The organism is Vibrio sp. 11-4(1) (assembly GCF_013048625.1).
GTDB classification, from domain to species: Bacteria; Pseudomonadota; Gammaproteobacteria; order Enterobacterales; family Vibrionaceae; genus Vibrio; species Vibrio diabolicus.
Genome location: NZ_VHSY01000058.1, coordinates 1 through 756 on the forward strand (window position 1 = coordinate 1; position 756 = coordinate 756).

The following is a 756-nucleotide window of genomic DNA, read 5'->3' on the forward strand; positions in this document are numbered from 1 at the left end:
GGCGTTATGTGAGTTGGTGGGGTCAGAGTTAAGGAAAATATAATGAATACAGAAGAATATTGGAGACTATGGAACGAGTCACTTTTGAGAACTCTTGGTTTAAATTTAAATCCATCGTTTGGACCAGAGTTTGAGTTCAAAGATGTACCTTTAGAAAAGATTCAAGGAACAATTTCTTTAATTGAAGATATCTTCACTAAAATTATTAAAAAAAGAGATCAAGATGGCGTTAGTCGTGAGATTACAAGGTTAGATTGCACAAGGTTATCCTATGAATTGCAAGTTGAATTAAAGAAGAACGGTATAAAGTCTATATTAGTTACTGGTGACTATGTTTTTCATGGCGACCCAATGTATAACGTATCAGAGAAATATATTGTTTCCCAATTAGGGGCATCATCACCAGGAATGGGATTACATACTTGGCTTGTGCTAGATAATTATTTATTAGTTGATTCGTCAATAATTATTTTTAATGAAAAAGAAAAGTTTTTGGCAAAGGAAATAGATGGAAAACCGTACATTAAAGATATAGAAAAAATCAATTCAGACTTGTTCTACATTCCTTTCGTTTTGGGTGAGGAATATTTGATTAAAATTAATGCGCTTCATTCTACTTCCGACGTACTGTTATCTGATGTGAACGTCAAAGGTGACTTACATACAAACACATCGATTGAACCTTCGAGAAATACACTTTGTCCATGTGATAGTGGTGATAAGTATAAATACTGTTGCGGTAAACTCACATAACAA

1 protein-coding gene is annotated in these 756 nt (G+C 33.2%); it reads left to right on the forward strand.

Annotated elements, in window-relative coordinates; all coding sequences use genetic code 11:
* Positions 1–42 precede the first annotated feature (42 nt).
* Positions 43–753 (forward strand): SEC-C domain-containing protein, encoded by a 711-nt coding sequence (locus tag FKN16_RS24345; protein ID WP_170903745.1) that lies wholly within the window; start codon positions 43–45, stop codon positions 751–753.
* Positions 754–756: the final 3 nt, after the last annotated feature.

Coding starts and splice junctions, on each gene's coding strand:
- FKN16_RS24345 (WP_170903745.1), top strand. CDS start 43: ATGAATACAGAAGAATATTGGAGACTATGGAACGAGTCACTTTTGAGA.